Below are 23,414 nucleotides of genomic sequence, written 5' to 3'. Positions count from 1 at the left end.
CGACCGGATGAACGGGGTGTTCGGGCCGGCGACTGCGGGCCGCTCGCCCGCACGCGCCGACGCCGCACCGCGGACGCGGGGTACGGGTACGGGTACGGGTACGGGTACGAGTCGGGGTACGGCGGCCGGGGGGCGCCGCCGGTCACTCGGAGCGAGGATGAAGGTGATGGAGGGGCCCGGAAGGAGCGGGTGCGGGATGCATGAGGAGATGCCGCTCGAGGACCTGATCAGCGGCGCGGCCCAGAACGCCGGCGGGTGGCTGGGCGCCCTGCCGGTGGCGCTCGTGGCCACGAGCGGCGACGGCACGATCGTGCGCTGGAACCACGGGGCGCAGGAGCTGCTGGGCTACGACCCGCACCACGTCCTCGGACGGCACATCGCCGATCTCCTCCACCCCGGTGCCGACCGCAGTCTGGGCCGGTCCCTGTGGGAGACGGCCGCCACCGGCCGCGGGGTGATGGGCACGGTGACCGCCTGGCACCGAGGCGGCCACCCGCTGGAGCTGGAGATCTGGGCCTGCCCCGTACCCGACCGGCGGCACGGCGCCTCGGCCGTGCTGGTGTTCGCCGCGGACGCGCACGCGGCGCGCCGGATCCGCGGGTCCTCGGCGGTGTGGGACGGCCTGTTCGCCCGCTCGCCCGTGGGGATCGCCGTACTCGACACGCAGCTGCGGTTCCTGCAGGTCAATCCGGCGCTGGAGGCGATGAACGGGCTGACGGAGTCCGCCCACGTGGGCCGGCGGCTCGCCGAGGTGCTGCCGGAGGTGAACGCGGGCGAGATGGAGGAGGCCATGCGCCAGGTCCTGGCGACCGGCGAGCCGGTCCTCAACCGCCGGCGCACCGGCCGGACCCCCGCGGACCCGGACCACGACCACGTATGGGCGTGCTCGTACGTACGGGTCGAGGACCCGGCCGGCCGGCCGATCGGCGTGATCGCCTCTCTGCTCGACATCACCTCGCAGCAGCGCGACCACACCGAGGCCGAGGCCGGGCGCCGCCGGCTCGCCCTGCTCACCGAGGCCAGCTCCCGGATCGGCGCCAGCCTCGACCTGGAGCGCACCGCGCAGGAGTTGGCCGACCTGGCCGTCCCGCACCTCGCCAGTGCCGTCACCGTCGACGTGCTGGACTCGCTGGCGCGCGGCAATGAGCCGGGCATGGGGCTGACCGGGGGTGTGGCGCTGCGCCGTCTGGGCAAGGCCCCGCTGACGGGCTCCGCGGTGACGCAGATCCTCGCCCCGCTGGGCCGGACCCTCACCTTCCCCGCGACCGCGCCGTACACCCAGGCGCTCGCGGCCCGTCAGCCCTTCCTGATCGCCCACCTCGACTCCATGGCGGTCGCCTCGGCGTCCCGGCACACCCCGAAGCCCGCGCAGCTCGTCGAGACGGGCGTGCATTCGTTCATGATGGTCCCGCTGGTGGCGCGCGGGCTGGTCCTCGGTGTGGCCTCCTTCTACCGCACGCGGCCCTTCGAGCCCTTCGGTTCGGACGACGTCACTCTCGCCGGGGAGCTCGCCGCCCGGGCCGCCATCAGCATCGACAACGCCCGTCTCTACCACCATGAGCACGAGACCGCCGTCGTGCTGCAGCGCAGCATGCTGCCGCAGCATGTCACCCCGCCGCCGGGACTCGAGATCGCCCACCGCTACCTGCCGGCCAGTGACGTCAACGAGGTCGGCGGGGACTGGTACGACGTCGTCCCCCTCGCCGGCGGGAGGGCGGGGCTGCTCATGGGGGACGTGATGGGGCACGGCATCGCGGCCGCCGCGGTGATGGGGCGCCTCTCCGCGACCGTCCGGGCCCTGGCGCGCCTCGACATGCCGCCCACGGCGCTGCTCCAGCAGCTGGAGGCGACCCTCGCCGACCTCGCGGAGCCGATGCTGGCCACGTTCCTGTACGTGGTCTGCGACCCGGCGACCGGCCGCTGCACGATCACCCGGGCCGGTCACCCGCCGCCGGCCGTGGCCGAGCCCGACGGCACGGTCTACCTGGTCAAGACTCCGCCCGGGGCCCCTCTCGGTGTCGGCGGGGTCACCTTCACCACCACCGACCTCACGCTCCCGCCGGGCAGCCTGCTGGTCCTCTACACGGACGGCCTGATCGAGGCCCGCAACCGCGACATCGACGAGCGGCTGGGCGAGCTGACCGGCCTGCTCACGGAGCCCCTCCAGCCGCTCGACCACCTCTGCGACTCGCTGATCGCCCACCTCGTCCCGGCGTCCGCCGACGACGACATCGCCCTGCTGACCGCCCGTATCGGCAGGAACCACCCGAACGGCACGTACCACCTGAACGGCCGCTGAGTCCCGCGGGCGGGGACTTCAGGCGCGGCGGTCGGCGGCGTCGAAACGGGCCAGGCCGAGGGCTCCGGCGTGGAGGGAGTCCTCCAGGGCCCGCCGGGTGGCCCCGTCCAGGCCGCCGAGCTCGTGGGCGACCTCCTCGGCGGCGTCCCGCGCGATCTCGGCGGCCACGTCCGCGGGCGCGGTACGGGGCCCCAGCTTGCTGACGGCCGACGCGGCGCGGGCCGGGGTGAGCAGGCCGGTACCGTGGGCGAGCAGCCAGCCGGGGACACCGGCGGCGCCTTCGGCGGGGGCCTGGTAGGGGCGCGCGCCGTCGAACCGTTCGTCCTCGGCGAAGGCGGGCTGCTTGGCCTTGGCCATCGGCCGGGCGGACCCGCGCGACTCCCCCGCGGGCTTGACGACCACGCCCTCCGCCAGGTTGTCCGGCAGGGCGGGCAGACCGAGCAGGCCCGGCAGCCGGGTCGGGAAGAGCACCGGCAGCTCCTGGAGCCGGGCGAGCGGGCCCTCGGCCAGCAGCGGCACGCAGAGCAGCCCTGCCGACGCCGCCGCGGCGCGCAGGGTGCGGTCGCCGACCCAGTGCGGGCCGTCCGCGTCGGTGACGGTCGCGTCGAAGGGCAGCCAGACCAGATCGGGGGCGTACCAGACGCCGGTCTGCACGGCCGTCGCGCCCGGCACCGCGGGTACACCGGGGTGGGGGTAGCGGCCGCCGGCCAGTTCGCCGTACAGGGTGACGACCGCCGAGGGCACGGCGCCCGTCGCCTCCCTCAGGCTCCGCGCGCAGCGGGTCGCCGCCACCGCCAGGGCGGGCCAGATCCGGCCGACGCCGAAGAAGTCGTCGAGTCCGCCGTCGTCGAGCAGCTCGCGCCGTTTGGCGGGGTGCGCGCCGGCCGTGTCGCAGACGACGGCGAAGTTGGCGCCGTGGATCTTCTCGTGGGCCACCCAGGTCCGGCCGCGGGCCTCTCCCAGCCGCGTGTTCGCGGGGATCTTCGGGTACGGGGACCATTCGGGTTCACGGTGCACCGGGCGATGGTAGCGATCACCGCCGGTGCCGGTCAGGTCCTTTTTCCCGCCCCGGCGGGCGCGGTCAGAGGGGGTCCACGTCGAGGAAGGCGGAGAGGACGGCCTCGCCGCCGCCCGGGGTGCCCGGCAGGGCGAGTTCCGCCCAGATGACCTTGCCCTCGGGGGTGTAGCGGGTGCCCCAGTGCTCGCTGAGCTGCGCGACCAGGAACAGGCCGCGCCCTCCCTCGTCCGTCGTGGCGGCGTAGCGCAGGTGGGGTGCGGTACTGCTGCCGTCCCAGACCTCGCAGGTCAGGTTGTGGTCGCGGAGCAGCCGGACCCGCACCGGCCCGCTGCCGTGCCGCAGGGCGTTCGTGATCAGCTCGCTGAGGATCAGCTCCGCGGCGAAGCCGAGTTCCGTCAGGTCCCATTCGTCGAGCTTCTTGGCGGCGACGCTGCGCATGGCTCCGACCGCGCTCGGTTCGAAGGCGACGTCCCATTGGGCGACCCGGTCGGGGCCGAGGGTCCTGGTGCGGGCGATGAGCAGGGCCACGTCGTCGGTGGGACGGGCGGGGAGCAGCATGTCGAGGACGGCCCGGCAGCTGTCGTGGGGGTCCCGGTCGGGGTGGCTGAGGGCCGCCCGGAGCAGTTCCAGCCCCTCGCTGATGTCCCGGGTCCGTTCCTCCACCAGTCCGTCGGTGTAGAGGACCAGCTGGCTGCCTTCGGCCAGCTCCAGTTCCGCGGTCTCGAACGGCATGCCGCCCAGGCCCAGCGGGGGGCCCGCGGGCAGCTCGACGATCTGTGTGGTGCCGTCGGGGCCGACCAGGAGCGGGGGCAGGTGCCCGGCCCTGGCCATGGTGCAGCGCTGGGACACCGGGTCGTAGACGGCGTACAGGCAGGTGGCGCCGAGTACGCCGCCGTCCGCGTCCTCGGCGTCCTGGTTGTGGTCGTGGTCGATGCGCTGTACGAGGTCGTCCAGGCGGGCGAGGATCTCGTCGGGCGGCAGGTCGAGGGAGGAGAAGTTGTGCACCGCGGTGCGCAGCCGGCCCATGGTGGCGGCGGCGTGCAGGCCGTGGCCGACGACGTCGCCGACGACCAGGGCGACCCGGCTGCCGGGCAGTGGGATCACGTCGAACCAGTCGCCGCCGACCCCGGACTGGGCGGGCAGGTAGAAGTGCGCGACGTCCATGGCGCTCTGTTCGGGCAGGGCCCGCGGCAGCAGGCTGCGCTGGAGGGTCACGGCGAGGGCGTGTTCGCGGGTGTAGCGGCGGGCGTTGTCCATGCTGACGGCAGCGCGGGCGACGAGTTCCTCGGCGAGGGACAGCTCGTCCTCGTCGAAGGGCTCGTGCTTCTGCGAGCGCCAGAAGTTGACCACGCCGAGGACGACACCCCGGGCCATGAGGGGGGCCGCGATGAGCGAGTGGATGCCGTAGTCGACGATGGCGCGGGCCCGGGGCGGGTCCTGGGCCTGCCAGCCGGGGGCCTGGGACAGGTCGGGGACCAGTTCCGCCCGTCCGGTGCCGTAGCCGCGGGCCTGCGGGGTGGACGGCAGGAAGTCGATCAGCCGGCCGACGGGGTAGAGGGGGTGGTCGGAGCGGATGCCGCTGATGGCGGTGCGCCGCATGTCGGCGCCGGGGGCGGGCTCGTCGCCGTCGATGACCTGGTCGGCGAGGTCGACGGTGACGAAGTCCGCGAAGCGGGGTACGGCGACGGCGGCGAGCTCCTCGGCCGTGCGGACCACGTCGAGGGTGGTGCCGATGTCGCCGCCCGCGTCGTACAGCAGTTTGAGGCGCCTGCGGGCCGTTTCGGCCCGGGTGGTCAGGATCTGCATCTCGGTGGAGTCGCGGATGGTGACCACCGCGCCCTCGGGCCGGCCCCGGGGGTGGGTGGGCCGCTGGTTGACGACGAGCAGCCGGTCGCCGGACCCGATCACCTCGTCGGTGGCCTCGCGGCCGGAGAGCAGCAGGTCGGCCATCCGGCGCTCCAGGCCGGGCACGTCGCGGATGGGGCGGCCCTCGGCGTTCTCGGGCAGGCCGAGCAGGCGTTTGGCCTCGTCGTTGGCCAGCAGGAGCTGTCCGTCGCCGTCGGTGATCACGACGCCTTCGCGGACGGCGTGGAGCACCGCGTCGTGGTGCTCGTACATGCGGGTCATCTCCTGCGTGCCGAGCCCGTGGGTCTGGCGGCGCAGGCGTCTGCTGATCAGCCAGGTGCCGACGGTGGCCAGGGCCAGGCCCGTGGCGATGGCCAGGAGGATCACCGGGAGCTGGCGGTCGAGGGCGCCGCTGACGTTCTCGACGGTCAGGCCGGCGGACACCAGGGCGACGACGTCCCCGTCGGGGTCCTTGACGGGGACCACCGCCTGGATCTCCTTGCCGAGGGGGCCCTCGACGCTCTCGGTGTGGACCTTGCCCTGCAGGGAGGGCTCGATGGTTCCGACGAACCGTTTCCCGATGCGGTCCGGCTGGGGATGGCTGTAGCGGATGCCGTTGGTATCCATCACCACGATGAAGTCGACCCCGGCGGCCTTGCGCGTCTGCTCGGCCAGGGGCTGCAGGATCGTGGAGGGGTCGGACGTCTTCAGCGCGGGCTGGAGGCCCAGCTGGTGGGCGAAGGTCTCGGCGACGGCCACCGAGCGGTTGCGCGCCTCGCGGTCGATGTCGTGCCGCGACTGGAGCACCAGGGCCAGCAGGGCCCCGGCGGCGAGCAGGACCACGATCGCCACCTGGAGGACGAATACCTGGCCGGCGACGCTTCTGAATCGGTTGCCTAGAGGTGACCGCACCGACGTGCCCGGCACGGGTGGCAAGGAATGGTCACGAACCCAGTTGTAGCACTTCCGGGCCTCCATGGCTCCCGGCATGCACAATGCGCGCCGGGAGTGTCACACCTCGTCCCGCACTGTCCGTCAGGACGGGCGGGGTGCGCCGGCGGTGCCGGCGCCGTCGGCGGGGGCTGCGGCAGGGGCGGGCGCGGCCTGCGCCGTCCGCGCGGTACCGGCGGTCCCGGGGGCCGCCGGACTCGCGGGCGCCGCGGGCGCCGTGGGCGCCGTCGGAGCCGGGGTCGCGCCTGCCTCGGGGGCCTCCGGGGCGCAGACGACCTCGTCGCGCGGGGTGTAGTGGGTCTTGAACTCCTCGTTGCGGACTTCCTTGCCGCCCTGGACGAAGACGCGGCCGACCGTCACGTCGAAGCCTTCGAGCGGGGTCTGGACCTCGCAGGCCGGCCCGGTGCCGGTGCGCTTCGCGGGCGGCGTGACGTTGGTGCGCGGCCCCTTGGTCGCGCGTATCTCGTCGTACTTCCTGGTGCCGAGGAGGGTGATGGTCAGCGAGGTGTCCGTGGATTCGGCCTGTACGTAGACGGCGTGGCCGGAGTCGTTGATCCAGCGCAGGTCGAGGGTGCCCCAGGCGACAGTGGCCTCGCGGCCCTCGGGGTAGCGCTCGATGTAGAAGGAGTGGGCACCGTGCTCGACCGGCTTGAGGCCGGCGAAGAAGACCGCGTTGTACATGGTCGTGGCCACCGCGGAGACGCCGCCGCCGGGCGACTTCACATACTGGCCGTCATTGATCATGATGCCGTCGACGAAACCGTTCTCCTTGGTGCGCTCACCGACCGTGCGGTTGAAGCTCCACTCCCGTCCCGGCTGAACCACGGAGCCGTTGATGAGCTCCACGGCGCGGCTGATGTTGGTGCTGCGGTACGGGGCGGCCGGGAACTCGACGGTGAAGGAGGAGATCTTCTCCTTGATGCCGATCCGTCGCGCCTCCTCGCTCGTGAGCTCCGGCTGGACGGCCACGGTGGCGACCTCGCCGCTGCGGGCGGCGCCCGTGCGGGTCAGCAGCGGCAGCACGGCCTTGCCGAGCGCCTCCTCGGTCACCTTGCGTCCCGCGCGGCTCTGCCGGGCCATGACCACGGTGCCGTCGGGGCCGACGCGGGGGGCGGCGTCGAGCGCGGGACGGCTGACCTCCTCGACGGGGCGGGCCACGGCGGGCTCGGCCAGCAGACCCTTGGAGTCGAGGGCGGGTACGAGACGGCCCTGGGCGTCGGGCCGCATCTTCAGGTGCTCCCCCAGCACTGCGGGGGTGATGGACACGCTCTTCCCGGCGACGGTGAGCGCGACGGGCCCGGACATGGCGGGCCGGGCGAACTGCGTCAGGGCCCGTCCGGTCTCCTCGGCGCCGACGGCCGGCTCGGTGCGCTCGACGGGCAGCACGACCGGGGCGGTGTCGGTGCGCAGGTAGGCGTCACGGAGCGTGTCGAGGGCGCGGTCCTGGACGAGGGTGACGCCCGTGAGGGGGGCGACGGCCTTGGCCGCGCCCTTCTCGAAGGCGATGGCCCCGTCGCGGGGTGCGCGGGCGGTGGTCCCGGCGATGCGGTCGACCGCGACCCGGCCCTTCCGCTCGTCGGCACGGATCACGGGTTCGACGTCGCGCCGGCCGGAAGAGAAGAGGCCGCCGATGACGGTGACGGGGTCGTAGCCCTTGCGCACGGCGCGGTCGACGGTCGCGGCGGTGTCCAGCGAGAGGCCGAGCGTCGCGGGATCGGCCTTCTCGACGTGGTCCCCGATCTTCATGGCGACGGGTGCGGCGGCGCTGGGGCCGAGCTCCCGGTCCAGTACCCGCCGGGCCTGTGCGACGGGCAGGCCGCCGATGTCCACGCCGCGCACGCGCGTGCCCTGGTCGACGTCGCCGCCGGCCACGAGTCCGGTGACGTAGAGGCCGCCCAGCCCGAGGACGACGGCTCCGCCCGCCACCATCGGCAGGGCCATCCGCCGGTTGCCCGTCCAGCCGCGCACGCGTCCCATGTCACTCCCAGTGGCGCCGACCGTCCTCGGGCGGCGCGGGCCGCTCACGCGGCACATAGACGACAGATCCGGCATTCATGATTCCCCCAAAAGGGGCAATCGAGGGATGAATGTAACGGTTCTCACGATCCGGGGTCCGCCCGCGCGTGAGCGACGGGACCTCATCCGGCACCCGGCGCCACCGGTGTCCGCCGCGCCCGTGACCGGTCGCCCGTCAAGATCGACACCATGGCAGACTGGCCGTCCGCGCAGGTGCGGCGAACCGGGACGGAGGACACCATCGTGCGACGGCGACGAGGGCGTGAAGCCCTGGCCTCCATGGCGTCGGCGGTACTGCTGACGGCGACGGCCACCGGCTGCGGCACCGCGCTGCAGGACCTCGGCCCGCTGCCCCCGCGGTTCTCGGGTCCCGCCCTGCCCGCCGACGCGGTGGTGTCGGAGATGACGTCGGTCCTGGCCGCGGAGGGCATCACGGTGGCCAGGCAGCCCTCGGACGGCCTGGGCCGGTGCACCGAACGGCTGATGGGCCGGCACGCCCCCGAGACGGCGGGCTCAGCCCTCGAGGCGGCCTTCGCACGCGCCCGCTCCGAGCACGGCTGGCAGGCCGGCCCCGCCCTGGGCGGCGGAACGCTGACGCTTGCGAAGGGCAACTGGACCGTCCTGGCGAGCCGCCCGTCCCCGGAGGCCGCGCAGGGCGTCCAGGCTCCGGTGGTGATGTCCCTGACCTGCCTGGAACCGGGGAGTCCCACCGCACCGCAGTCCCCCTGAACCCCGTACCGCCGACCCGCCGGAGCGCGTGTCACGCTACGGCGGGCGGGGAGGAGGGGTCAGAAGGCCCGCAGGAGGTACTTGGTGCGGAAGCCGCCGCTGGTCGAGCAGTCGAGCGTGCTCTGCGTACCGGTGTAGGTGAAGCCGGAGGGGACGGTGCACGCCCACAGGCCGGTCTTGGGGGTGCGCAGCAGGTACTTGGTGCGGAAGCCGCCACCGGTCGAACAGTCCAGCGTGTTCTGGGTGGAGGAGTAGGTGAACCCGTCGGACACGGTGCAGGCCCACAGATTGTCGGCGGGCGGCTGGACGAAGTAGTAGGTGCGGAAGCCGCTGTCCCCGCAGTTGAGGGTGTTCTGGGTGGAGGTGAAGGTGTAGCCGGGCGGGACGGTGCAGGACCAGAAGCCGGCAGCTGCGCCCGCCGTGTCCCGGGCCTCGGGAGCGGGTGAGGCGGACGCGGTGGCGGGGACGAGCGCGGTGGCCAGCATGACGGCCGCACCGCCGCCGCCGAGCAGCAGCGTACGCAGTTTCGATCGGATCACGGGATGCACTCCTGGCTCGTTGTTCACCGGACGGAACCATGCGGTGGGAGGTACCGGGATCTGCTCCCTTCCGGGACCTCCGCGGGGGCGTGCGCTGGAATGCTGGCAGCCGCATAGTGCCCCGGCAAGGGCCACCCCGGCCCTCCCCGCCCACTTCCGGCCGCTTCGGGCAGCGCTGCGACCTGCGCGATCGACAAGAAGCGGTGCACCGGCGGGAGCGCGACCCGGCCGGAAACTACACGGGCAGGGGTGGCAGGGCGGCCTCGTACAGCCAGGCCGAATACAGGTCGTCCAGCGGGTCGGCCGTGTAGCGGGCGGCGTGGGTGGTGAACGCCGCGGTGCTGACGACTCCGTGGCGGTACACGGTGGCCCAGTCGCGCAGCATGCGGAAGAAGTCCTCTTCCCCCAGCGCGCGGCGGAGTGCATGCACGGCGAGGCCCCCGCGCTGGTACAGACGGTCGTCGAACATCAGTTTCCGGCCGGGGTCGACGAGGCGCAGGTCCTGCGGACGGGTGGCCAGCGACCGGTGCGCGGCGGCCGCCTGCTCGTGGGCGGTGCGGCCGCCGGAACGCTCCGACCAGAGCCATTCGGCGTACTTCGCGAAGCCCTCGTTGAGCCAGATGTGGCGCCAGTCGGCGATGGTCACGCTGTTGCCGAACCACTGGTGCGCGAGCTCGTGGGCGATGAGGCGCTCCGACCCGCGGACGCCGTCGACGTGGTTGGCCCCGAAGAGGGAGAGGCCCTGGGCCTCCACCGGCACGTCGAGCTCCTCGTCGGCGACGACCACCGCGTACTCGCCGAAGGGATAGGGGCCGAAGAGCTCCTCGAAGAGCCGCATCATGGCGGGCTGCCGGGCGAAGTCCCGGGCGAAGCGCGACAGCAGGTGGGCGGGCACGTGGGCGCTCTGCGTCACGCCGCCGAGCCCGGGGTCGCCCAGCAGCACGGTCTGGTACATGCCGATGGACAGGCCGACCAGATAGCTGGAGGTCGGCGCGGGCTGCTCGTAGACCCAGGTGGTGGTGCTGGCCCTGGTGGTCCTGGTGAGCAGCCGTCCGCCGGCGACGACCGTGTAGGCGGACGGTGTGTTGACGGAGATCTGGTACGAGGCCTTGTCGGCGGGGCGGTCGTTGCACGGGTACCAGGAGGGGGCGCCGACCGGCTGGCTGGCCACGAGCGCGCCGTCGGTCAGTTCCTCCCAGCCGAGGCCGCCCCAGGGGCTGCGCACCGGCTTGGGGTTGCCCGACCAGGTCACGTCGACGGTGAAGGCGGCCCCGGCCGGCAGCGGCTTCGCCGGCCGGATGCGCAGCCTGCCGCCGCGGTGGGTGTACTGCGGGGCCCGCCCGTTGACCAGGACACGGCCCAGCTTGAAATCGGCCAGGTTCAGGTGGAACTCGGTGAGCGGCGCCCGTCCGGCGATCGCGCTGAGGCGGCCGGTCCCGGCCAGCCGGTTGGGGCCGGGACGGTAGTCCAGCGCGATCTCGTACCGGTGCACGCGGTAACGGGCGTCGCCGTTGGCCGGAAAGTACGGGTCCGATACCGCTGTGGTCTGGCCGCTCACTGCCGCTTCAGCTCCCTGCGCCGTGCTCGTACGACGTGCTGGTGTGCCCCTGCCGTGCCCGCTGCCGCTGCCGTCCCGGACGGCGCCACCGCCCCTCAGGACCGCCACGCCTCGATCGGGTTGCCCAGCCAGCGGGTGTCGGCGGGGACGGACTCCCCGGCCATCACGAGGGAGGCGGGGCCCAGGGTGCTGCGCGCCCCGACCGTGCTCCCGGGCAGGACGATTCCGCCCGGGCCCAGGGTGGCGCCCTCACGGAGGATCACAGTATCCGTCCTCAAGATCCGGTCGTGGAAGAGGTGTGTCTGCAACACACAGCCGCGGTTCACGCTGACGCCGTCGCCCAGTGTGACCAGGTCGGTCTCCGGCAGCCAGTAGCTCTCGCACCACACGCCGCGGCCGATGCGGGCGCCGAGCGCGCGCAGCCACAGGGCCATCAGCGGCGTCCCGGGTACGGATCCGGCCTGCCAGGGCACGGCCAGGACCTCGACGAAGGTGTCGGCGAGTTCGTTGCGCCATACGAAGCCGCTCCACAGCGGGTGCTCGCCGGGCCGGTGCCGGCCCACCAGGATCCACTTCGCGGTCACCGCCACGCAGCACGCGGCCGTACCGGCGGCCAGCAGGACCGCTCCGGACAGCAGTGCGGCGCCCCAGACGCCCAGGCCGCTCCACACGGTCAGGGCGCACAGGGCTGCCACGGTCAGTACGGCCAGGGCCGCCGAGCAGAAGACGGGGACGAGCCGGCACAGCTCCACCAGCCCGCGCGCCCACAGCAGGCGGGCGGGCGGATCGTAAGTCCGGCTCCGGTCGGCGTCGGCGCTGGACCGGGGCAGCTTGACCGGTGGCAGGCCCAGGTACGAGCTGCCCTTCTTGGCCTTCTTCGGCGCGGCCGACAGGACGCCGACCAGCCCGTCGTCGGGCACCGTGCGGCCGGGTGCGGCCATCCCGGAGTTGCCGAGGAAGGCCCGGCGGCCGATCGAGGAGTGTCCGATGCGCACCCAGCCGCCGCCCAGCTCGAAGGGGGCGGCGAGGGTGTCGTCGGCGAGGAAGGCGCCTTCGCCCACGGTGGTGAGGCTCGGCAGCGCCAGTACGGTGGACACCTCGGCCCCGCGGCCGATCTTCATGCCGAGCAGCCGCAGCCAGACCGGGGTGATCAGACCGGCGTAGAGCGGGAAGAGGGTCTCCCGGGCCAGGTCCATCAGCTGGGTGACCGTCCAGGCCTGCCAGCCGATGCGGCTGTGTGTCGGATGGTTGCCGGCCCGCAGGCCGAGGCTCAGGAGGCGTACGGCGACCAGCAGGAGCAGCGCGTAGGCGAGGCCGAAGGCGAGGGCCGCGGGCACCACGGCCACCAGTGCTCCGCGCAGGGCCCCGGCGAGCCCGGCGTCCGCGGGGACGAACCGGCTCAGCACGAGCAGGGCGGGCACGGCGGCGAGGACGGGCAGCACGGTGAGGCCGAAGCCGGTGGTGCCGTACATGGCCCGCCAGTGGAACGCGCGCGGCGGGCGTTCCTGGGGCCAGTTCCGCTTGGCCCTGCCGAGTTTGACGGCGGGGGCGCCCGCCCAGCGCTGCCCGGTGGGGACGGTGCCGGCCACGGCGGAGCCGGGGGCCACCTCGGCCCGCTTGCCGATCCGTGCGCCGGGGAAGAGCATGCTGCGGGTGCCGACGACCGCTCCCGCGCCGATCCTGACGGGGCCGATCTCCAGCTGGTCCCCGTCCAGCCAGTGCCCGGACAGGTCGACCTCGGACTCGACGGCGCAGCCGCGGCCCAGCTTGAGCATGCCGGTGACGGGGGGCAGCGCGTGCAGGTCGACCTCGGGGCCGACCTTGGCGCCGAGGGCCCGGGCGTAGCGTTCGAGCCAGGAGCCGGTCAGGGAGGTCGCGCCCGCGTATTCGGCCAGCCGCTCGGCGGTCCAGAGCCTGAGGTGGACGCTGCCGCCCCGCGGGTGCCGTCCGGGTTTCACCCCGCGCAGGAGCAGCCGGGCGCCGCCGGCGGCGACGGCCAGGCGCCCCGGGGGGCTGAAGAGCAGGACGGCGCCGGCGGCGACGAGCCACCAGGAGGCGGTCGGCGCCCACGGGTAGGGCCCGAACCGGTGCAGTACGTTGCCCAGCGCCAGGAGGGCGACCGTCCAGCGCAGCCCGAGCACGGTGAGCAGCGGGAGCAGCAGGAGCGTCTGGAGGACCTGGGAGCGCAGGGGAACGGGCGCCACGGGGCGGGCCGCGCCGCTGTCCGGGGCGGACTTCTCCAGGCGGCGGGCCAGCTTGCGCAGGGTGGGCTGCTGGTAGATGTCGAGGACGGCGGCGCTCGGGTAGCGGGTGCGCAGCCGGGTGGTGAGCTGCGCGGCGGCGATGCTGTTGCCGCCGATCGCGAAGAAGTCGTCAAAGGCGCTGGTGACGGCCGCGCCGAGGGTTTCGCGCCACTGCTCGGCGAGCCAGGCCTCGGTGCCGTGGAGTTCTTCGGCGGGGCCGGCGGTCTCCAGGTCGGGCAGCGGCCAGGGCAGGGCGTCGCGGTCCACCTTGCCGGAGGTGCGGGTGGGCAGCTCGGCGACGGGTGCGAGGAGCGGTACGAGGGCGGCGGGCAGCTCGGCCCGCAGGCGTTCGACGGCCGCCGCGCGGTCCCAGCCGTCCTGGGTGACCAGATAGCCGACGAGCAGCTGGTTGCCGCTGCGCGCGGTGCGGACGGCGGCGGCGGCGCCCGCCACGTGGGGCAGGGCCTGGAGGGCGGCGTCGACCTCGCCGAGTTCGATGCGGCGGCCGCCGAGTTTGATCTGCTCGTCGGCGCGGCCGAGGAAGACGAGCCCTTCCGGTTCCGCGCGGACGAGGTCGCCGCTGCGGTAGGCGCGCTGCCAGCCGAGGGACGGGAGGGGGGCGTACTTCTCCGCGTCCTTGGCGGGGTCGAGGTAGCGGGCGAGGCCGACGCCGCCGATGACGAGTTCGCCGCTGCCGCCCATCGGGACCGGCTCCCCGGACCCGTCGACGACGGCGAGTTCCCAGCCGTTCAGCGGGAGGCCGATGCGGACGGGTTCCTCGCCGGTCAGGAGTGCGGCGCAGGCGACGACGGTGGCTTCGGTGGGGCCGTAGGTGTTCCAGACCTCGCGGCCCTCGGTGACCAGGCGCTGGGTCAGTTCGGGCGGGCAGGCCTCGCCGCCGAAGATGAGCAGCCGGACCTCCCCGAGGGCCTCGGGTTCCCACAGTGCGGCCAGGGTCGGGACCGTGGAGACCACGGTGATCTCCTGTTCCACCAGCCAGGGGCCGAGGTCGGCGCCGCTGCGGACCTGGCTGCGCGGGACGGGCACGAGGCAGGCTCCGTACCGCCAGGCCAGCCACATCTCCTCGCAGGAGGCGTCGAAGGCGACGGACAGGCCGGCCATGACCCGGTCGCCGGGCCCGATCGGTTCCTCGGCGAGGAAGAGCGCGGCCTCGGCGTCGACGAAGGCGGCGGCGCTGCGGTGGGTGACGGCTACGCCCTTGGGCCTGCCCGTGGAGCCGGAGGTGAAGATGATCCACGCGTCGTCCTCGGGGCCGGGGCGCGCGGAGCGGTTGCCCCCGCCGCGGCCGGACGTCCCGGTGGGGCCGCCGGTGCCGACGGTGTCGACGGCATCGACGGCGGCGGCGCGGCCGCGGGTGTCGATGCGCAGGTCGGCGCCCACGACCGCCCGTACTCCCGCCTCGCCGAAGACCAGGTCGGCCCGTTCGTCGGGGTCCTCCGCGTCGACGGGCACGTAGGCGGCGCCGGCCGCGAGGACGGCCAGGATCGCCACGTACAGCTCGTTGGTGCCGGACGGGACGCGTACGCCGACCCGGTCGCCGGCCGCGACCCCGGCGGCGGCGAGGGCGCGGCGGCCGCGGTCGGCCTCGGCGGCCAGGGCGCGGTAGGTGAGGCGGGTGGTGCCGTCGTCGAGGGCCGGTTCGTCGGGGAACGCCCGTACGGAAGCTTCGAGGATGTCGAGGAGGGTGCGGGGCGGGGCGGCGGGTCCGGCGCGGAAGCGGGCCGGTTTGCCGGGGTCCTCGTGGGGTCCCGTTCCTCCGTCCGGGGCGTCGCGGGTGCCGCGGTCGTCGAGGAGAGCGAGTTCAGTGCGGTCGGGTGTGGCTGGCATCGGCCCTCGCGTGTCGTTCCGGCAATTGGTCCGGTTCATCGGCGGAGACCGGATTCACCCCGTTTGTCCCGGTCTGTAGCCGAACAACCCACCAGCCTAGTGCGGGGTCGAGAATTTTCCCGTCGAAGCTTCGGGTGTGGCCGATTGACGCCGTCAGGCCGGCCGCCCGGGACCGGAAGCCTTCACTTCTCGACCGTGTAGCGGACCCGGGCCCACAGCGGCAGGGCGAACCAGCACAGGAGGTACCAGGCCACCACCCCGGCCACCAGCCACGGCACGACGGCGTCGTGGGTGGCCACCCGCAGGACGAGGAAGAGCGCCGCGGTGCAGGTGGCGAGCAGCAGGACGAGGCCGACGAAGGTGAGCCGGGATGCCCAGGCCACGGCCTCGGGCTTGATCTGCCGCCCCGAGACGACGCGGTGGAAGGCGACGGGGCCGATCAGGGCACCGGTCGCCAGGGAACCGAGGACGATGGTGACGATGTAGATCGTCTTGTCGGTCTGGGGAAGGTCGTGGAAGAGCGGGGTGAAGACCACGGTCAGCAGGAAACCGAAGAGGATCTGTACGCCCGTCTGGGCGACGCGGATCTCCTGGATCAGCTCCTGCCACTGCCGGTCGGCGCGTTCCTTCTCGCTCTCGTCCCGTGCGTCGTACCGCTCGTCGTCCCCTGTGTCGTTCCGCTCGGCGGTGGCGTCGGACATGCCGTCTCCCTGGATTCGTGTGCGGCGGGCCGGTTGGCCCCTGACACATGTGCCCGAGTACTGCTTCCCGATTCCCCGGCCGCGTCGGCGAAGGGGCTGTCGTCGAGGCGGGCCAGCAGGTCGGCCGGGTGCCGGTAGACGACGCGGGCTCCCGCGTCCTCCAGGTCCCGCCGCGGGATCCCGCCGCTGAGCAGTCCGACGCAGACGACGCCGGCCCTCGTGGCGGCCGTCATGTCCCACACGGTGTCGCCGACGAAGACGGAGTCGCGCGCGGCCGCTCCGGCGAGCTCCAGGGCGTGGTGCACGGGATCCGGGGCCGGTTTCCCCGCGCTGACGTCGTCGGCGCTCGCGGTCGCGGCGATCACGTCGTCGGCGCCGACGGCTTCCCGCAGGGCGGTGAGCTCGGCGTCGCTCGCGGACGTCACCAGGACGATTCGCCAGCCCCTGCGGTCGAGCTCGCGCAGCAGTTCGGCGGCGCGGTCGAGAGCGGGCAGCCGGTCGAAGTAGGTGGCGTACAGGGTGTCGTGCGCCGTGGTGAGCCGTTCGTCCCCGCCCGTGTCGCGGCCCTCCCCCAGGAGGTGGCCGAGGAGGTCCTCACCCGGCAGTCCGATGGCGCGGTGGATGTCGTGCATCGCCACGGCGTGGCCTGCCTGCCGAAGCGCCTCCCACCAGCACGTGACGTGCAGGTGGTTGGTGTCGGCGAGGGTTCCGTCGACGTCGAACAGAGCGGCGCGGGTCATCCTTTCGCCTCCGTGCGGTCGATGGCCGGGAGCCGCCGGAACACCCCGACGGCCCCGCTTCGTACGGCGCCTACCCGGTGCGCCCCCGCCCACGCGTCCCGCCCGACCGCCTGCTCGTCCGCCCGTCGGCCCGGGCCCGCCGGGACCCGGCCGGGGGGTTTCGGCGGCGCCGGACGGGTTAGGCGCCTGCCGTCCGGGCAGGGAATGCCTGCCCGGACGTGCCGGACGTGCCGGAGCGGACGAGGGAGGTCCTCCGTGAAGAAGTCTCCTGCCGATGCGGCCGCCGGCGGGACCGGTCCGGCCGGTGGGGCAGATGGGGCCGGTGGGGCCTCTCCCCCGGAGACCCTGAGCCCGCCCACCCTGGCCGACGGACAGCTCCCCAAGGACCACACCCAGGCGATCCTGGAGGTCACCAAGCGCGTGGCGGCGCTGCTGAAGCAGTCCGGCCAGCCCTTCGCACTCGCCGGCAGCGTGGCCGCCTTCGCCCATGGCGTCCCGGCCCGGTTCCAGCACGACACGGACTTCTGCATGCGGCGCGAGGACGCCGACGCGGCGATCAAGGCCCTTGAGGCCGGCGGCATCGAGATGCGCCGGGCCGCCGAGGACTGGCTGGTCAAGGGCCGCACGGGCGGGGAGGAGATCGACCTGATCTTCGAGCTGGCCCGCCGGCCGGTCGGTACGGAGCTGCTGGAACGGGCCAGCGTGAAGTCGGTGGACTCGGTCTGGATGCCGGTCCTCTCCCCCACCGACCTGATGGACAGCCTGCTCGCGGCCCTGTCCGAGCACTACTGCGACTTCGGCGACCTGCTGCCGATGGCCCGGATGCTGCGCGAGCAGATCGACTGGGCTCGGCTGGACGCCGTACACCGGGACGAGCCGCTGCCGGACTCCTTCCTGTACCTGCTCGACCGGCTCCGCGTCATCGACCGGGGAAAGGGGACCTCATGATGTCCGTGGAGAACCTCGACTACCGCGTGGAACACCTGCGCGACCGTCTGGCGCGCGAGGACATCGCCGAACTCGGTGTGCGCGTGGAGGCGCGCGGCGCGTGGGTGATGGTCTGGGGCACCCTCGCCGACGCCGCTTCCCGGGCGGCCGTACTGCGGATCGTCGCCGACGAGCTGGAGGGCGTGCCCTGGCACGAGGACCTGACCGTGCACCGGGTCGGGCCGCCCGGAGCGGCGGAGGTGCTGTCGTGATCCGCGTCGCGGCCGTCGGGGACATCCACCTCGGCCCGGGCAGCGCAGGCGTCCTGCGGCCCGCCTTCGACACGCTCGGCGACTGCGCGGACGTGCTGCTGCTGGCCGGCGACCTCACCCGGCACGGCACCCGCGAGGAGGCCCGCGTGGTCGCGGAGGAGGTCGCCGGGCTGCCCGTACCGGTCGTCGCCGTCCTCGGCAATCACGACTATCAGAGCGATCAGCCGGACCTCGTCGCGCGCGAGCTGGCCGCGGAAGGCGTCCACGTCCTCGAGGGCGACGGCGTCACCTTCGACGTCCGGGGCGTCACCGTCGGCGTCGCCGGCACCAAGGGTTTCGGCGGGGGTTTCGCGGGCCGCAGCGCCACGGAGTTCGGGGAACCGGAGATGAAGGCCTTCATCCGGTACTCCCGGGCCTGCGCGGACGGGCTCGGCCGCTCCCTGCGGGAGCTGCGCACCCGGGGCTGCGCACTGCGGGTGGCCCTCACGCACTTCTCGCCCGTACCGGACACCCTGGCGGGTGAACCGCCCGAGATCTACCCCTTCCTCGGCAGCTATCTGCTGGCCGAGGCCATCGACGACTCCGGTGCGGATCTCGCGGTCCACGGGCACGCGCACCTGGGCACCGAGCACGGGATGACGGGCGGCGGGGTGCGCGTGCGCAACGTCGCCATGCCCGTCATCGACCGCGCCTTCGCGGTGTACCACCTCTCCCCGCCGACGGACTGAGCTCTTCGGAAGGGTCAGCGCGCCCCGATCGGGTATATAACCCGACGGGAAACCCACGACGGCCCCGCTGCGCTCCGCGCGGCTCCCCGACCCGTCGGAGGACACTGATGACCCCCCTGCCCCGCGACACCGCGGACCCTGTCCATACCGGATCCCCGGTGGACACCATCGAGATTCCCGAGAACCCCCTCGCCGTCAGCACGGACGACGCCCGGAGCCTGTCCGTCGCGCTCTTCCACCGGCTGCGCGCCCTGGCCGAGGGCACGCCGGAGTACTCCTACGTGCGCAACACCCTGGTCGAGCTGAACCTCAGCCTGGTGAAGTACGCGGCCCGGCGCTTCCGCAACCGCAGCGAACCCTTCGAGGACATCGTCCAGGTCGGCACGATCGGCCTGATCAAAGCCATCAACCGGTACGACGTCGAGCGCGGGGTCGAGTTCGCCACCTTCGCCGTGCCGACCATCACGGGCGAGATGAAGCGCTTCTTCCGGGACACGAGCTGGTCCGTGAAGGTGCCCCGGCGCCTCCAGGAACTCCGGCTGGACATGGCGAAGTCCTGCGACGCGATGGAGCAGGACCTGGGCCGCCGGCCGACCGACCACGAACTCGCCGAACGCCTCGGCGTCAGCGACGACACGCTGGCCGAGGGCCGGCAGGCCGCCAACTGCTACGTCGCCGAATCCCTCAGCACCTCCGTCGGCCAGGACTCCGACGGCGGGGCCCTGCCCCGTTCGCTGGGCACGGAGGAGGAGGCGTACGCGCTCATCGAGGACCTGGAGACCCTGAAACCGCTCCTCACCGCCCTCGGCGAGCGCGACCGGCTGGTCCTGCAGCTGCGCTTCGGCGAAGAACTCACCCAGTCGCAGATCGGCGAGCGCCTCGGCATCTCGCAGATGCACGTGTCCAGGCTGCTGGGCCGGATCATGGCCAGGCTGCGCGCCGGGATGCTGGAGGACCGCGGCGGCGAGCGGCAGGGGGACGAGGACACGCCCTGACGGGCGGTTCCACGTCGGCCTACGAGGACACAGGTCTACGAAGACACGGGCTGCGGTCCCCGGGCGTCCGGGGACCGCAGCGGCGAGTCGATCTCCGCCCACACGCACTTGCCGTCCGCGAGGGGCAGCGTGCCCCACCGCCGGGCGATCCGTTCCACGATGAGCAGTCCGTACCCGCCCGGCCGGGCCGCATCGGGCCGGGAGCGCGGCGTGGGGGCCACGGGGTTGTCGTCGGTGACCTCGACGCGCAGCAGGTCGTCCGTGCACTCCAGCAGCAGCGTGCGGGGGCCGCCCGCGTGCAGGCAGGCATTGGCGACGACCTCGGACACCAGCAGCAGGACGTCCTCGGAGTCGTCACGGTTGTCCGGCATCCACCGCCAGTCGATCAGGGCGTCACGGGTGAAGTCACGGCAGCGGGTGACGGCGTCCGTCATGCCCGTCAGCAGGAGACTCCGGCTCCGACCGGTGGACCGCGGCTCCATGGCGCTCCTCCCTCACCCGTGGCGCGGCTCGGCCAGCGCGTGCGCCACATCGGGGTGTACGGGGAAGATCCCGTCCGCACCGGTGATGCGGAACATGCGGGCGACGGGTGGGCGCAGCCCGGCCAAGGAGATGCTGCCGCCTTCCTCCCGGAGGGAGAGCCTGCTGTGCAGGAGGACGTTCAGTCCCGTGGAGTCGCAGAACCGGAGCTGCGAGAAGTCCACCAGCAGCCTGCGCGCGCCGCCGTCGACGGCCGCGGCGAGGGCGGCTCGCAAGGGTTCGGCCGTGTCGTGGTCCAGCTCTCCGGTGAGTGCGAAGACCATCACGTCGCCCTCGGACCGCACGTCCACGGCGAATCTGTCACCGTCCTCCGGCGGGGCCATAGGGAACCACCTCTTCCCACGTACGCGGGTTCGTGCAGTGCCATCGTCCAGCCGGCCACCGCTCGGCGCGAGCGGCCGGTTCTGCTCGGCGCCTACCCCGCGGTGGCGGGGTCAATCGAGGGGGCGGGAGGGAGCCCGGCCCGGGCGCAGGCCGGGCACAGGCCACGATAGGTGATCTCGACCTCGGACACGGCGAACCCGAAGCGCTGCGCCGCGGACAGCACCGCCAGCGGGTCGCCGTCCGGGTGGACGTCGCGGATGAGGCCGCATCCTGAGCACACCAGGTGCTGGTGCGGGCGGTGCGCGTTGGGGTCGTAGCGCTTGGCGCGGCCGTCGGTGGTGACCTCGACGACCTCCCCGAGGGCCACCAGCTCGCCCAGGGCGTTGTAGACGGTGGCCCGGGAGATCTCCGGCAGCCGCAGGGTCGCGCGGGCGTGCACCTCGTCGGCCGTCAGGTGTACGTGCTCCCCGTCGAGGACCTCCGCGACGACCCGCCGCTGGGACGTCAGCCGCCAGCCGCGCCCCCGCAGCCGCTCCAGCAGGTCACTCATCTCGGCTCCCCCTCGGGTTCGTCGGGCGCCCGCGTGCGCCCGGTCGGCTTCCGGAATCCGATCCGATATGGGCTTGGTACTCATCTTGACTTGGATTGCGTCCATCGTAGGATCGGATCCGTTGATAACCAAGAGGCAGGAAGACTCCCGAGCGGCGGGAGTACGGGACGGACGGTGACCGCTCGGCGTCGGGTCGGCCGCCGAGGCCGGGCCCCGTGCGCAGGGACCGTGTCCCGCCTGTTCCACCGCATTCGGTCCTGAGCACCGCGATCCCCCTGGTACGGAAGGATTCCCATGTCCGAGAACCACGATGCAATCGTCACGGACGACAAGGCGCAGGGCGGGGGCGGCTGTCCCGTCGCGCACGAGCGCGCCGCGCACCCCACGCAGGGCGGTGGAAACCGCCAGTGGTGGCCCGAACGGCTGAACCTGAAGATCCTCGCCAAGAACCCCGCGGTGGCGAACCCTCTGGGTGAGGAGTTCGACTACGCCGCGGCGTTCAAGGCCCTCGACCTGCCCGCGGTCAAGCGGGACATCGCGGAGGTCCTGACGACCTCGCAGGACTGGTGGCCCGCCGACTTCGGCCACTACGGCCCCTTCATGGTCCGCATGGCGTGGCACAGCGCCGGCACGTACCGGATCAGTGACGGACGCGGTGGCGCGGGCGCCGGCCAGCAGCGTTTCGCGCCCCTCAACAGCTGGCCGGACAACGGCAACCTCGACAAGGCCCGCCGTCTGCTGTGGCCGGTCAAGAAGAAGTACGGCCAGAGCCTGTCGTGGGCCGACCTCATGATCCTCACCGGCAATGTCGCCCTGGAGCAGATGGGCTTCGAGACCTTCGGCTTCGGCGGCGGCCGCGCCGACGTCTGGGAGCCGGACGAGGACGTGTACTGGGGCCCCGAGACCACCTGGCTCGACGACCGGCGCTACACCGGTGACCGGGAGCTGGAGAGCCCGCTCGGCGCCGTCCAGATGGGCCTGATCTATGTGAACCCGGAGGGCCCGAACGGCAACCCGGACCCGGTCGCGGCGGCCCGCGACATCCGTGAGACGTTCCGCCGGATGGCCATGAACGACGAGGAGACGGTTGCCCTGATCGCGGGCGGCCACACCTTCGGCAAGACCCACGGCGCCGGACCGGCCGAGAGCGTCGGCGCCGACCCCGAGGCCGCCCCGATCGAGGCGCAGGGCCTGGGCTGGGCCAACTCGTACGGCACCGGCAAGGGCGGGGACGCGATCACCAGCGGTCTGGAGGGCATCTGGACCAACACCCCGACCACGTGGGACAACAGCTTCTTCGAGATCCTCTTCGGCTACGAGTGGGAGCAGTTCAAGAGCCCGGCCGGCGCCCACCAGTGGCGGCCCAAGGACGGCGCGGGCGCGGGCACCGTGCCCGACGCGCACGACCCGTCGAGGACGCACGCCCCGACCATGCTGACGACCGACCTGTCGCTGCGCTTCGACCCGGCCTACGAGCGGATCTCGCGCCGCTTCCTTCAGGACCCGGCCGCGTTCGCCGACGCGTTCGCCCGCGCGTGGTTCAAGCTGACCCACCGCGACATGGGCCCCGTCGTGCGCTACCTCGGTCCCGAGGTACCGTCCGAGGAGCTGCTGTGGCAGGACCCGCTGCCCGCGGTGGACCACGAGCTGGTCGACGCCGCGGACGTCGCCTCCCTGAAGGCGCAGGTCCTCGCATCGGACCTGACGGTGTCGCAGCTGGTGTCCACCGCGTGGGCGTCGGCGTCCTCCTTCCGCGGCAGTGACAAGCGCGGTGGTGCCAACGGCGCCCGCATCCGCCTGCAGCCGCAGGCCGGCTGGGAGGTCAACGAGCCCGACCGGCTGGCCGGGGTGCTGCGCGTCCTGACGGGGATCCAGGAGGCGTTCAACGCCGCCCAGGACGGCGGCAAGCGGATCTCGATCGCCGACCTGATCGTGCTGGCGGGCGCCGCCGCGGTGGAACAGGCCGCCAGGGACGCCGGGTTCGACCTGCGGGTGCCCTTCACGCCGGGCCGGGTGGACGCCACGCAGGAGCAGACGGACGTGGAGTCCTTCGCCGCGCTGGAGCCGGCCGCCGACGGCTTCCGCAACTACCTCGGCAAGGGCAACCGGCTCCCGGCCGAGTACCTGCTGCTGGACCGGGCGAACCTTTTGAACCTGAGCGCGCCCGAGCTGACCGTCCTCGTCGGCGGCCTGCGGGTGCTGGGTGCCAACCACCAGCAGTCGCGGCACGGCGTGTTCACCACGACTCCCGGTTCGCTGACGAACGACTTCTTCGTCAACCTCCTGGACCTGGGGACCGAGTGGAAGGCGACGGCGCAGGACGCCAACACCTTCGAGGGCCGTGACAGCGCCACCGGCGAGGTCAAGTGGACCGGTACCCGTGCCGACCTGGTCTTCGGCTCCAACTCGGAGCTGCGGGCGCTCGCGGAGGTCTACGCGAGCGACGACGCCAAGGAGAAGTTCGCCAAGGACTTCATCGCGGCGTGGGACAAGGTGATGAACCTGGACCGGTTCGACCTCGTCTGATCCGGGCATCCCGGCATTCGGACATCCGGACATCCGGGCATCCACCCCCGGCCGGCACCGCATGG

Annotated in this window: 17 protein-coding genes and 1 pseudogene; 7 read left to right on the top strand and 11 right to left on the bottom strand. The window is 73.2% G+C overall.

All coding sequences use genetic code 11. From position 1 onward, the window contains the following. Positions 1 to 196 precede the first annotated feature (196 nt). Positions 197 to 2,299, top strand: a complete 2,103-nt coding sequence (locus NRK68_RS32960; protein WP_183064818.1) for a SpoIIE family protein phosphatase — start codon at positions 197 to 199, stop codon at positions 2,297 to 2,299. A gap of 18 nt (positions 2,300 to 2,317) precedes the next feature. On the opposite strand, the gene NRK68_RS32955 is transcribed toward NRK68_RS32960, so the two are convergent. The 3 genes from NRK68_RS32955 to NRK68_RS32945 all read right to left on the bottom strand — a co-directional run bounded on the left by NRK68_RS32955 (position 2,318) and on the right by NRK68_RS32945 (position 8,090). Next, complete coding sequence (locus NRK68_RS32955; protein WP_183064817.1) at positions 2,318 to 3,316, bottom strand: RNA ligase family protein; 999 nt, start codon at positions 3,314 to 3,316, stop codon at positions 2,318 to 2,320. Positions 3,317 to 3,380: 64 nt separating this feature from the next. After that, the gene (locus NRK68_RS32950) at positions 3,381 to 6,014 is read right to left on the bottom strand and encodes a SpoIIE family protein phosphatase (RefSeq protein WP_308296335.1); all 2,634 of its coding nucleotides are present in this window, start codon (positions 6,012 to 6,014) and stop codon (positions 3,381 to 3,383) included. Between the two features lie 183 nt (positions 6,015 to 6,197). Further along, a complete protein-coding gene (locus NRK68_RS32945) occupies positions 6,198 to 8,090 on the bottom strand; it encodes a VanW family protein (protein ID WP_257857593.1) in 1,893 nt (630 codons plus the stop codon). Positions 8,091 to 8,318: 228 nt separating this feature from the next. On the opposite strand from NRK68_RS32945, the gene NRK68_RS32940 reads away from it, so the two are divergent. Further along, entirely contained in the window at positions 8,319 to 8,858 is a 540-nt protein-coding gene (locus tag NRK68_RS32940; RefSeq protein WP_257857592.1) for a hypothetical protein, read from the top strand. 59 nt (positions 8,859 to 8,917) lie between these two features. Here the strand turns inward: NRK68_RS32940 and NRK68_RS32935 are convergent, their stop codons facing one another. The 5 genes and pseudogenes from NRK68_RS32935 to NRK68_RS32915 all read right to left on the bottom strand — a co-directional run. After that, the gene (locus NRK68_RS32935) at positions 8,918 to 9,397 is read right to left on the bottom strand and encodes a hypothetical protein (protein WP_183064813.1); all 480 of its coding nucleotides are present in this window, start codon (positions 9,395 to 9,397) and stop codon (positions 8,918 to 8,920) included. A 235-nt stretch (positions 9,398 to 9,632) separates the two neighbouring features. Continuing rightward, positions 9,633 to 10,955, bottom strand: coding sequence for a M1 family metallopeptidase (locus NRK68_RS32930; RefSeq protein ID WP_183064812.1), 1,323 nt, complete (start codon positions 10,953 to 10,955; stop codon positions 9,633 to 9,635). Between the two features lie 95 nt (positions 10,956 to 11,050). After that, positions 11,051 to 15,046 carry a Pls/PosA family non-ribosomal peptide synthetase gene (locus NRK68_RS32925; protein WP_257857590.1) on the bottom strand — a complete coding sequence of 1,332 codons (3,996 nt, stop codon included), beginning with the start codon at positions 15,044 to 15,046 and terminating at the stop codon, positions 11,051 to 11,053. 182 nt (positions 15,047 to 15,228) lie between these two features. Next, positions 15,229 to 15,747, bottom strand: a complete 519-nt coding sequence (locus NRK68_RS32920) for a DUF6328 family protein (protein ID WP_183064810.1) — start codon at positions 15,745 to 15,747, stop codon at positions 15,229 to 15,231. A gap of 86 nt (positions 15,748 to 15,833) precedes the next feature. Further along, a pseudogene (locus NRK68_RS32915) lies at positions 15,834 to 16,487 on the bottom strand (HAD family hydrolase); the annotation flags it as partial. 255 nt (positions 16,488 to 16,742) lie between these two features. On the opposite strand from NRK68_RS32915, the gene NRK68_RS32910 reads away from it, so the two are divergent. The 4 genes from NRK68_RS32910 (at position 16,743) to NRK68_RS32895 (ending at position 19,409) form a co-directional block, all read left to right on the top strand. Then, positions 16,743 to 17,435, top strand: a complete 693-nt coding sequence (locus NRK68_RS32910) for a nucleotidyltransferase family protein (RefSeq protein ID WP_308296334.1) — start codon at positions 16,743 to 16,745, stop codon at positions 17,433 to 17,435. Then, positions 17,432 to 17,686: a hypothetical protein gene (locus NRK68_RS32905; RefSeq protein WP_183064808.1), complete on the top strand. Its 255-nt coding sequence runs from the start codon at positions 17,432 to 17,434 to the stop codon at positions 17,684 to 17,686. Before NRK68_RS32910 ends, NRK68_RS32905 begins: the two co-directional genes overlap by 4 nt. Beyond that, positions 17,683 to 18,414 (top strand): metallophosphoesterase family protein, encoded by a 732-nt coding sequence (locus NRK68_RS32900; RefSeq protein WP_183064807.1) that lies wholly within the window; start codon positions 17,683 to 17,685, stop codon positions 18,412 to 18,414. Before NRK68_RS32905 ends, NRK68_RS32900 begins: the two co-directional genes overlap by 4 nt. A gap of 107 nt (positions 18,415 to 18,521) precedes the next feature. Further along, the gene (locus tag NRK68_RS32895; RefSeq protein ID WP_257857589.1) at positions 18,522 to 19,409 is read left to right on the top strand and encodes a SigB/SigF/SigG family RNA polymerase sigma factor; all 888 of its coding nucleotides are present in this window, start codon (positions 18,522 to 18,524) and stop codon (positions 19,407 to 19,409) included. A 35-nt stretch (positions 19,410 to 19,444) separates the two neighbouring features. On the opposite strand, the gene NRK68_RS32890 is transcribed toward NRK68_RS32895, so the two are convergent. The 3 genes from NRK68_RS32890 to NRK68_RS32880 all read right to left on the bottom strand — a co-directional run bounded on the left by NRK68_RS32890 (position 19,445) and on the right by NRK68_RS32880 (position 20,823). Continuing rightward, positions 19,445 to 19,891 (bottom strand): ATP-binding protein, encoded by a 447-nt coding sequence (locus tag NRK68_RS32890; RefSeq protein ID WP_183064805.1) that lies wholly within the window; start codon positions 19,889 to 19,891, stop codon positions 19,445 to 19,447. A 12-nt stretch (positions 19,892 to 19,903) separates the two neighbouring features. Next, positions 19,904 to 20,272 (bottom strand): STAS domain-containing protein, encoded by a 369-nt coding sequence (locus tag NRK68_RS32885; protein ID WP_046780076.1) that lies wholly within the window; start codon positions 20,270 to 20,272, stop codon positions 19,904 to 19,906. A gap of 92 nt (positions 20,273 to 20,364) precedes the next feature. Further along, a complete protein-coding gene (locus tag NRK68_RS32880) occupies positions 20,365 to 20,823 on the bottom strand; it encodes a Fur family transcriptional regulator (protein ID WP_183064804.1) in 459 nt (152 codons plus the stop codon). Positions 20,824 to 21,117: 294 nt separating this feature from the next. Here NRK68_RS32880 and katG point away from each other — a divergent pair, with 294 nt between their 5' ends. Continuing rightward, positions 21,118 to 23,349 carry a catalase/peroxidase HPI gene (gene katG, locus NRK68_RS32875; protein WP_183064803.1) on the top strand — a complete coding sequence of 744 codons (2,232 nt, stop codon included), beginning with the start codon at positions 21,118 to 21,120 and terminating at the stop codon, positions 23,347 to 23,349. Positions 23,350 to 23,414: the final 65 nt, after the last annotated feature.

Origin of the sequence: Streptomyces yangpuensis (genome assembly GCF_024666385.1) — a bacterium.
Taxonomy (GTDB): domain Bacteria; phylum Actinomycetota; class Actinomycetes; order Streptomycetales; family Streptomycetaceae; genus Streptomyces; species Streptomyces yangpuensis.
Note: the sequence above shows the minus strand (reverse complement) of the source record. Positions and strands in the feature narration are given on the sequence as shown.

Coding starts and splice junctions, on each gene's coding strand:
- NRK68_RS32960 (WP_183064818.1), top strand. CDS start 197: ATGCATGAGGAGATGCCGCTCGAGGACCTGATCAGCGGCGCGGCCCAG.
- NRK68_RS32945 (WP_257857593.1), bottom strand. CDS start 8,090: ATGGGACGCGTGCGCGGCTGGACGGGCAACCGGCGGATGGCCCTGCCG.
- NRK68_RS32940 (WP_257857592.1), top strand. CDS start 8,319: ATGGCAGACTGGCCGTCCGCGCAGGTGCGGCGAACCGGGACGGAGGAC.
- NRK68_RS32925 (WP_257857590.1), bottom strand. CDS start 15,046: ATGCCAGCCACACCCGACCGCACTGAACTCGCTCTCCTCGACGACCGC.
- NRK68_RS32920 (WP_183064810.1), bottom strand. CDS start 15,747: ATGTCCGACGCCACCGCCGAGCGGAACGACACAGGGGACGACGAGCGG.
- NRK68_RS32905 (WP_183064808.1), top strand. CDS start 17,432: ATGATGTCCGTGGAGAACCTCGACTACCGCGTGGAACACCTGCGCGAC.
- NRK68_RS32895 (WP_257857589.1), top strand. CDS start 18,522: ATGACCCCCCTGCCCCGCGACACCGCGGACCCTGTCCATACCGGATCC.
- NRK68_RS32890 (WP_183064805.1), bottom strand. CDS start 19,891: ATGGAGCCGCGGTCCACCGGTCGGAGCCGGAGTCTCCTGCTGACGGGC.
- NRK68_RS32885 (WP_046780076.1), bottom strand. CDS start 20,272: ATGGCCCCGCCGGAGGACGGTGACAGATTCGCCGTGGACGTGCGGTCC.
- NRK68_RS32880 (WP_183064804.1), bottom strand. CDS start 20,823: ATGAGTGACCTGCTGGAGCGGCTGCGGGGGCGCGGCTGGCGGCTGACG.
- katG (WP_183064803.1), top strand. CDS start 21,118: ATGTCCGAGAACCACGATGCAATCGTCACGGACGACAAGGCGCAGGGC.